Source organism: Bradyrhizobium sp. Cp5.3, assembly GCF_000426265.1.
GTDB classification, from domain to species: Bacteria; Pseudomonadota; Alphaproteobacteria; order Rhizobiales; family Xanthobacteraceae; genus Bradyrhizobium; species Bradyrhizobium neotropicale.
In genome coordinates this window covers 1-1,339 of the sequence record NZ_AUFA01000144.1, presented here as the reverse complement: position 1 = coordinate 1,339, position 1,339 = coordinate 1, and the positions used below count along the sequence as shown (strand labels likewise).

Below are 1,339 nucleotides of genomic sequence, written 5' to 3'. Positions count from 1 at the left end.
GCTCTCCTTTGTGGAATCAGCACCCCGAGCCTACCGGCTCAAGGTGGGCAACGCCGACCTCTTCAGAAATTCAACAGAACCCGGGACATCCCCTCACATCTCCCGGCCATCTGGTTGGGTTCTTGCCCGGTTAGGGCTGGAGAAACCGAACCCGGGCTGTTTATTGCTTGCGCGTGCAAGCGAGAGCAATTTGAGAATGACAGCTATAAAACTTCAAGCGTAAGTGCACGAATTTTATGCATTGACATTAAGCGAATCTATTTAAGTCACATCATTATAGTTGATGAGCATGCTTGCCGGCCGACGCCGTCCAACCCAATAGCTCGCCCATCCTGGGGGAGCCGGAAAGACAGCAACTGAAACGGGTCGGAGATGCCGCTTTTCGGCAAAGCTGCAAGTCTCGCGCATGCGCACGAGCAAGGAGATCATACGCCCACATTATGAACGCAGATCACATCACTCGCTTTGCGCGGGTCGATTTCCGCAATGATGATCGTGTCTTTGGCATTAAGGACGAAGATCGACTATTGCATATGTACGTGATCGGGAAGACCGGCACTGGAAAATCGACGCTGATTGAAAGAATGGCGCTCCAGGACTTGGCGCGCGGAAACGGATTTGCGCTCATTGATCCGCATGGCGATCTTGTTGCCCGCATCGCTTCGCGCATTTCGGCAACACATACCGATAGGGTAGTGTACCTCGACGCAACCAACCCAAATCAGCCATACGGTTATAATCCTCTTCGTCACGTCAGCGAAGATCGCATCGCTCTTGCGGCTTCCGGCATGATGGATGTCTTTAAGAAGATGTGGCCGGACGCATGGGGCGTGCGTATGGAGCACATCTTACGGAATGTTCTGATGGCTCTCTTGGAGCAGCCGGACGCCACGCTCCATGATGTATTGCGGATATTCTCTGACAACGAGTTTCGTAAAAGAACGGCAAAATCCCTTCGGAATGAGACCGTTCGGACGTTTCTACTCAATGAATTCGAGCGCTTCTCATTTGGCTACCGAGCCGACGGCACCGCGCCGATTCAGAACAAGGTCGGAGCGTTTCTGGCTGATCCGCTGCTCAATCGGATATTAACGGCACCCGAAGAAGATTTGCACATCCGCCGGCTCATGGACGAAGGCAAGGTTCTCTTGGTCAATCTGGCGAAAGGACACATTGGGGAGGATAGCTCGTCGCTCCTTGGCGGGTTGCTCGTCACAACGATTGGCCTGGCTGCCTTTAGCCGGGCCGACACTCCACAAGACAAACGTCGGGACTTCTTCGTCTACGTCGACGAGTTTCAGAGCTTTACCACGGTCGCGCTGGCGAACATGTTTTCCGA

The 1,339-nt window shown here is 53.5% G+C and carries 1 protein-coding gene; it reads left to right on the top strand.

All coding sequences use genetic code 11. The features are described from left to right. Positions 1–440 precede the first annotated feature (440 nt). A partial coding sequence (locus tag K289_RS0140870; protein ID WP_027556548.1) for a type IV secretory system conjugative DNA transfer family protein occupies positions 441–1,339 on the top strand: 899 nt, incomplete at its 3' end.